7 protein-coding genes, 1 tRNA gene and 1 pseudogene are annotated in these 6,872 nt (G+C 72.1%); 4 read left to right on the forward strand and 5 right to left on the reverse strand.

The window, feature by feature from the left end; all coding sequences use genetic code 11:
- Position 1: 1 nt before the first annotated feature.
- The gene (locus MA879_RS02405; RefSeq protein WP_248123063.1) at positions 2-1,489 is read right to left on the reverse strand and encodes an ABC transporter permease; all 1,488 of its coding nucleotides are present in this window, start codon (positions 1,487-1,489) and stop codon (positions 2-4) included.
- Positions 1,490-1,587: 98 nt separating this feature from the next.
- Positions 1,588-2,700, reverse strand: coding sequence for an iron ABC transporter substrate-binding protein (locus MA879_RS02410; RefSeq protein ID WP_248123064.1), 1,113 nt, complete (start codon positions 2,698-2,700; stop codon positions 1,588-1,590).
- Between the two features lie 226 nt (positions 2,701-2,926).
- Here MA879_RS02410 and dnaG point away from each other — a divergent pair, with 226 nt between their 5' ends.
- A complete protein-coding gene (gene dnaG, locus MA879_RS02415) occupies positions 2,927-4,807 on the forward strand; it encodes a DNA primase (RefSeq protein WP_248123065.1) in 1,881 nt (626 codons plus the stop codon).
- A gap of 85 nt (positions 4,808-4,892) precedes the next feature.
- Here the strand turns inward: dnaG and MA879_RS02420 are convergent, their stop codons facing one another.
- Complete coding sequence (locus MA879_RS02420) at positions 4,893-5,561, reverse strand: PepSY domain-containing protein (protein ID WP_282447492.1); 669 nt, start codon at positions 5,559-5,561, stop codon at positions 4,893-4,895.
- Positions 5,562-5,724: 163 nt separating this feature from the next.
- Here MA879_RS02420 and MA879_RS02425 point away from each other — a divergent pair, with 163 nt between their 5' ends.
- Positions 5,725-5,943, forward strand: coding sequence for a hypothetical protein (locus tag MA879_RS02425; protein WP_248123068.1), 219 nt, complete (start codon positions 5,725-5,727; stop codon positions 5,941-5,943).
- A 110-nt stretch (positions 5,944-6,053) separates the two neighbouring features.
- Positions 6,054-6,126, forward strand: a tRNA-Asn gene (locus tag MA879_RS02430).
- Here MA879_RS02430 and MA879_RS12600 read toward each other — a convergent pair.
- A complete protein-coding gene (locus tag MA879_RS12600) occupies positions 6,088-6,438 on the reverse strand; it encodes a helix-turn-helix transcriptional regulator (protein WP_418001206.1) in 351 nt (116 codons plus the stop codon). The genes MA879_RS02430 and MA879_RS12600 overlap by 39 nt on opposite strands.
- A gap of 110 nt (positions 6,439-6,548) precedes the next feature.
- On the opposite strand from MA879_RS12600, the pseudogene MA879_RS12605 reads away from it, so the two are divergent.
- A pseudogene (locus MA879_RS12605) lies at positions 6,549-6,731 on the forward strand (helix-turn-helix domain-containing protein); the annotation flags it as partial.
- Positions 6,732-6,740: 9 nt separating this feature from the next.
- Here MA879_RS12605 and MA879_RS02435 read toward each other — a convergent pair.
- The coding region (locus MA879_RS02435) for an integrase core domain-containing protein (RefSeq protein ID WP_141843272.1) at positions 6,741-6,872 on the reverse strand (132 nt) is incomplete at its 5' end.

Consider the following 6,872-nt stretch of genomic DNA (forward strand, 5'->3'; position numbering starts at 1 on the left):
CTCATGCTCGCACGCCCTCGGCCGGGACGACCCCCGTGCGGTGCACCACGACCCACGCCGGGATCGCCGCGAGCAGCACCAGCGTGAGCGCGTAGGGGGCGGCCTCGGCGTAGCGGCCCACGCCCGTGGCGCTCCACAGCCGGGTGGCCAGCGTGTCGGTCCCGGTGGGACGCAGCAGGAGCGTCGCGGGCAGCTCCTTCATGGCCGTCAGCATCACGAGGGCGGCGCCCGCGCCGAGCCCCGGCGCCGCCAGCGGGAGCGTCACCCGCCGGAGCACGACGCGCGGGGGCGCGCCCAGGGACCGGGCCGCCTCCTCGATCGCGGGGGAGGACTGCGCCACGGCGCCGCTCACCGCGGCGACGGCCAACGGCAGGAAGAGGGTGGCGTACGCGAAGGCGACCATCCACGTCGTCTGGTAGAGCGGGCGCGCCAGGGACGCGCCGAGGAAGACGAGTGAGAGGCCTACGACCACGCCGGGCAGGCCGTGGGCCAGGAACACCGCGTGCTCGACCCAGCGGGACACCCGCCCAGGGTGGCGCGCGGCGAGGACGCCGACCGGCAGGGCCAGGAGCATCGTCAGGAGCGTGCCCGCCAGGGCCAGGCTGAGCGAGCCCAGCACGGCCTCGAGCCAGCGGTCCGCGGCGGCGGACAGGGACGTGCCCGCGCCCATCCATCGGATGAGGCTCACGCCGGGCACCCCGAGGGCGGCCACGAGGACCGCGGCGAGCCCGGCGGCGGCCGGCCACCGCCAGGGACCCAGGCGCTGGGCGGGGGCGCGGCGGACGGTGCGGCCCGTGCGGACGGCGGGGATCGCGCGTCGGGTGCGCCCCTCACCCCACAGGATCACGAAGGTCAGCACCACGAGCACGGTGGCCAGCGTGAGGGCGAGCTGCCGGTTGAAGCCCACCTCGAGCGCGGTGAAGATCGCGCGGGTGAACGTGTCCAGGCGCAGGATCGCCACGGCGCCGAAGTCGGAGAGCGTGTAGAGCGCGGCGAGCAGCCCGCCGCCGGCGATCGAGAGCCTGGCCTGCGGCAGGGTCACCGTGAAGAACGTGCGCCACGGTCCCCGGCCGAGCGAGCGGGCCACGTCCTCCTGGGCCGGGTCGGTCCGGGAGAACGCCGCCGCCACGGGCAGGTAGACGTACGGGTACGTGTAGAGCGTCAGCACCAGGGCGGCGGCCCCGAATCCCTCGAGGCGGCCGCCGTCCACCCACGGCAGCAGGTCGGAGACGGACACCCATGTGAATGCGGCCACGAACGAGGGCACGGCCAGCGGCATGGCCAACACCACCGCCAGGAACCGCCGGCCGGGGGTGTCGGACCGCGTCACGAGCCATGCAGCGCCGACCCCGACCACCAGGCAGGCGGCGGTGACCACGGCTGTCAGGGCCAGGGACGTGGCGGCGAGCTCGGCCACCCGGGGCCGGGCGACGGCGTCGAGCCAGGCCGACACGCCGCCCTCGGCCGCACGCAGGAACAGGTATCCCACCGGTACCAGCGCCGCCGCCGCGGCCACGAGGGCCGCGGCGGTCAGCGCCGGCGGGGTGCGGGACCCGCCGCGGCGGCCGGCGGGGCGGGGGAGTGGCCTCAGAGCAGACCCGACTCCTGGATCAGCTGGACGGAGGACTGCAGGTCGTCCAGGTCATTGAGGTCCACGTCCGGGGCCTCGAGGTCATCGAGTGCGGGCAGGCCGGCCGGGGGCTCGACGCCGTCGACCATCGGGTACTCGAAGGTCTCCTCGACGAAGTACTGCTGGCCCTTCTCGGAGAGCAGGTAGTCCACGAGCTTCTGTGCGTCCGCGTCCTCCTGCTCGCCGACGAGGCCGATCCCGGAGACGTTCACGAGCGAGCCGAGGTCGCCGTCCTCGAAGAAGTGCAGGGAGGCCTTCATGTCCTCCGGGGCGACGCCCTTCTCCTTGGCCATCTCGTACAGGTAGTAGTGGTTGATCAGGCCGACGTCGATGGTGCCGGCGTCCACGTCGGCGAGGATCTCGCCGTTCTTCTCCCGGATCTGCGGATCGTTCTCGGCCAGGCCCTCGAGCCACTCGCGGGCCTCGTCCTCGCCCTCGACCGTGCGCAGTGCGGTCACGAAGGTCTGGAAGGAGGCGTTGGTCGGGGCGACGCCGACGCGGCCCTTCCACTCGTCCTCGGTCAGCTCGGCCACGGTCACCGGCAGATCGGCCTGCGTCACCGTGTCCTCGTTGTAGGCGAGCACGCGCACGCGGCCGGTGAGGCCGACCCAGCGGCCCTCGTCGTCGCGGTACTGCTCCGGGACGGTCTCGAGGGTCTCCTCGTCCATCTCGGTGAGGACGCCCTCCTTCGCGGTGGCGCCGAGGGCGCCCGCGTCCTGGGCCAGGAAGACGTCGGCGGGGGAGGAGTCCCCCTCCTCGATCAGCTGCGCGGCCATCGCGGCGGTCTTGTCGTAGCGCACCTCGACATCGATGCCGGTCTCCTGGGTGAACTGGTCCAGCACCGGCTGGACGAGGTTCTCGTCGCGGCCGGAGTAGAGGGTGACCTTGCCGTCGGACGCGCCGGTGCCGGCCTGCGCGGTGTCGGAGGCGGAGGCCGCGGAGGACCCGGCCACCGAGCCGGAGGCCGGCTGGGACGAGGCGGCGGAGGTGCCGCCGCCGGCGCAGGCCGTGAGGCCGAGGAGCAGGGCGGCGGCGGTGCCGGTGAGGGCGAGGGGAGAGCGTGCGGTCACGGGGGCTCCTGTGTCGAGGGACGCGGGGCGCGTCGTCGGCGGGCGGGGCGGTGCGGATCGATGCCGCCGGGATGAGGCAAGGCTTACCTCAGTCGACAACTGTAGCGCACGCGCCGCCATTCGCGAACATCAGTATGACGTATTCCGACGGAGCGGGCCTGTCACTCCCGGCCGGGCCTGTGGAGGGCGGGCCCTCGCGGTGCGGCCCGCGCCTAGACTGGCGGGCATGGCTGGACTGATCGTGCGCAAGGACATCGACCTCGTCCGCGAGCGCTCCGACCTCAAGGGCATCGTGGAGGAGTACGTCACCCTCCGCTCTGCCGGCGTGGGCTCGTTCAAGGGCCTGTGCCCGTTCCACGACGAGCGGACCCCCTCCTTCCACGTGCGGCCCGGCGTCGGGACCTACCACTGCTTCGGGTGCGGCGAGCACGGGGACGTCATCAGCTTCCTCATGGAGATGGAGCACACCTCCTTCACCGAGACGGTGGAGCGGCTGGCCTCCCGCGCGGGCGTGGAGCTGCACTACGAGGATGGCCAGGGCCCGGACCGGGCCGAGGTCGGCCGCCGCCAGCGGCTGCTGGAGGCCAATAAGATCGCGGACGAGTACTTCCGTGCCCAGCTCGCGACCCCCGAGGCCCAGACGGCGCGCGACTTCCTCACGGGCCGCGGCTTCACGCAGGAGCACGCGGTGCAGTTCTCGCTCGGCTACGCGCCGCAGGGCTGGTCGCACCTGCTGGAGCACCTGCGGTCCCAGGGGTTCCGGGACGACGAGCTGCTGCGCGCCTCCGGCCTGTTCTCCGAGGGGCAACGGGGGCTCTACGACCGCTTCCGTGGCCGGCTCCTCTGGCCCATCCGCGACATGACCGGCGCGACCATCGGCTTCGGCGCGCGCAAGCTGTACGACGACGACCCGGGCCCCAAGTACCTCAACACCCCCGAGACCGCGCTGTACAAGAAGTCACAGGTGCTCTACGGCATCGACCTGGCCAAGCGGACGATCGCCAAGGAACGACAGCTGGTCCTGGTGGAGGGCTACACGGACGTCATGGCCGCGCACCTGTCCGGGGTCGGCACGGCGGTGGCCACGTGCGGCACCGCCTTCGGCGCGGACCACATCAAGGTCGCCCGCCGCCTCATCACCGACGACGGCACGGGCGGCGAGGTGATCTTCACCTTCGACGGCGACGAGGCCGGGCAGAAGGCCGCGCTCAAGGCGTTCGACGAGGACCACCGGTTCCTGGCCAAGACGTTCGTGGCCGTGGAGCCCAGCGGCATGGACCCGTGCGACCTGCGCATGGCCAAGGGCGACGAGGCGGTGCGGGCCCTGATCGCCTCCCGCCGCCCCCTGTTCGAGTTCGCCATCCGGGCCGGGCTGAAGGACCACGACCTCGACACGGTGGAGGGCCGCGCCGGGGCCCTCCGGCACGCCGCGCCGATCGTCGCCGGCATCAAGGACTCCGTGCTGCGCCCAGGCTACGAGCGGGAGCTGGCCGGATGGCTGGGCATGGACCCCAACGCCGTGCACCGGGCCGTCGCCCAGGCCGGCCGCGGGGCGGGCCGGGGCGAGCAGCGCCCCGACCCGGTCGGCCGGCCCGCACAGGACGAGCGGCCGGCGGCGCCGCGCCCGTCCATCGTGGTGCCCGTGGACCCGCGCGACCCGACTGCCCGGCGCGAGCGCGAGTCCCTCGAGGTCGTGCTCCAGCACCCCACGCTGCTCTCCGCCGAGCAATGGACGGCCCTGTACCAGGCGCGGTTCACCATCCCGCAGTACGCGGCCGTGCACCATGCGGTGAAGGTGGCCGGCTCCTCGGGGGCCACGCCCTCGCGGTGGGTGGACGCCGTGCGGGACGCCGTGCCGGAGGAGGTGGCCGGGACCGTCTCCGAACTGGCGGTCCGAGACCTGCCCGCGCGCACCGCCGAGGACGTGGACCGCTACTGCCGGGACATCATGAACCGGCTCTTCGCCCTGCAGATCGTGCACCGCAAGGAGGAGCTGCTCGGCCAGCTCCAGCGGCTCGGGCCCGAGGGGGACCACGACGAGTTCCTGCGCATCAATGGCGAGCTCATGGAGCTGGAGGCCAAGCGCCGCGCCCTGCGCGCGGACTGAGGCCGGCCGCGCGCGGCGAGGCGACCAGCACGACGGCGGCCCGCCTCCCTCAGGGGAGACGGGCCGCCGTCGACGTGGGGGCGGATCAGCCGTCGGTGGAGACGACCTCGCCGGTCTTGGCATCCACGAGGACCTCGTCGGCGTCCTGGCGATCCGCCTTGTCCAGGGAGATGTCCCAGGCGAGTCGGTCACCGTCCTCGTCCAGCTCCACCTCGTCGACGACCTGGCCGTCGCGGCCCTCGAGAGCGGCCTCGATCGCGGCGGTGACGTCCACCGTGGCGTCCTTCGCCTGGGCGACGTCCTCGTCGTCGGCGTCGTCGGTCTCCGACTCGGTGACGGTGCCGTCGGCGGCCACGGTCAGCTCCTTGACCTGGTCGTCGACGACGACGTCCACCTCCCAGCGCTCGTCCTCGTCGTCGTCGCGGTCCAGGGCCGTGACGGTGCCGCCCGCGTGCTGAGCCAGGACCGCGTCCACGGCGGCCTGGGCGTCCGGGTCGGCCACGGCGCCCGAGGCGGCCGAGGACTCGTCGTCGTCGGTCATCTCGGAGGAGGCGGCGCCGACGGCGGAGGTGGCGGCGCTCGCAGCACCCGAAGCGGCGCTCTGTGCGCCGGAGGCGGCGTCCTGGGCGGCGCTCTGTGCACCCGAGGCGGCGTCCTCGGCGGCATTCTCGGCCTGCGTGCCGCAACCGGTGACGGCGGTGAGGGCGAGCAGCGCGCCCGCGGAGAGGGACAGGGTCTTCTTCAGGTCAGCCATCGGAGGGACTCCCTTCATCGGCGGTCTTCGTGTGCGTCGGTGCGGCGGGACGCATCCCACCGACCTGTCAACCCATGAGAACACTGTGCGGGAGTGCTGTGCCAGCGACGCCGGGCCGTTCGGCCCCTGGCATGACGCCGCCCCGCAGGGCAGGATGTTGTCCATGCAGCAGCGCACCCGTCCCGCCCGGCCCGCCGCCCGCCCCACGCCGGCCTCGCTGACCATGACGCCCGAGCAGGAGTGGGCCTACCTGGACCAGGGGATGGCCGACGCCGTGGAGCCCGCCGACGGCGGCGTCGGGATCATGACCGACTCCGGGCCCCGCTGGTACCTCGACAGGCTCAAGGAGCGGCTCGAGGCCGAGGGTGCCCGCCCGGTCTGACACGGCCTGCGCCCCACCGCGGCGGTGTCCCGCGCCGACTTGGCGGCACACCGCCCCCTCTGCTAGTCTCTTCTCCGTTGCCCCGCGGGAAGCCGCAGGGCAACGCGTATTCCTCCGTAGCTCAATTGGCAGAGCATTCGACTGTTAATCGAAGGGTTGTTGGTTCGAGTCCAACCGGAGGAGCTCAGTAGGAGCTCTTGAAATCCGCGAAGCCCCTGCACCGACCAGGTCGGTGTGGGGGCTTCGTCGTACCTGGAGAATGTCCGGGCCCAAGAGGTCGGCCAGAGTGACGTCGAGCCACTCCGCAATCTCCATCAGCTCGACCAGCGTGAAGTCCCGAGCCCCGCTCATGCGAACACTTACGGCACTGCGTGCGATCCCGAGATGCCGGGCCAAGTCACCCTGGGTCAGTTTGCGTCGCGCGAGCCATGCGCGAATCTCGCTGGCGATGAGCTCTGATCGCTCGTCTCCGTTCCCATGCACTCTTCCAGTCATGCGACCAGGGTAGCGGAGGAGAGATCATATGTCCTGAGATCGGGCGTCCAGTTCTCGTAATACGGCCAATGGTCTTGACGCTGGTGTCGCGTTACGCGAACACTGGACGCATGACACGACAGACGCGGCTCATCCGACACATCCGTTCGAGGCTTGCACTCCGTGGCTTCACCCAGCGAGACCTGGGTGAAGCGCTGGGGCTGAGCCATGCCTCAATCTCGGCCCGCATGAACGGCCACCGTGACTTCTCATTCACTGAGCTGGAGAAGACAGCCGATTTTCGGGGCATCTCGCTTCGCGACCTAGTTGTAAGAGGTCATGACGTTGTTGACTCGGGCCGGGGCCAACGAGGCCGGAGGGGCGTCCCCGCAGGAGGTATGAGGCCGATGGTAGTTGTAGTGGTTCACCCACACGGCCAGCGCCTCACGCCGAGC

Origin of the sequence: Micrococcus lacusdianchii, assembly GCF_023155805.1 — a bacterium.
Lineage (GTDB): Bacteria > Actinomycetota > Actinomycetes > Actinomycetales > Micrococcaceae > Micrococcus > Micrococcus lacusdianchii.

Coding starts and splice junctions, on each gene's coding strand:
- MA879_RS02420 (WP_282447492.1), bottom strand. CDS start 5,561: ATGGCTGACCTGAAGAAGACCCTGTCCCTCTCCGCGGGCGCGCTGCTC.
- dnaG (WP_248123065.1), top strand. CDS start 2,927: ATGGCTGGACTGATCGTGCGCAAGGACATCGACCTCGTCCGCGAGCGC.
- MA879_RS12600 (WP_418001206.1), bottom strand. CDS start 6,438: ATGACTGGAAGAGTGCATGGGAACGGAGACGAGCGATCAGAGCTCATC.
- MA879_RS02425 (WP_248123068.1), top strand. CDS start 5,725: ATGCAGCAGCGCACCCGTCCCGCCCGGCCCGCCGCCCGCCCCACGCCG.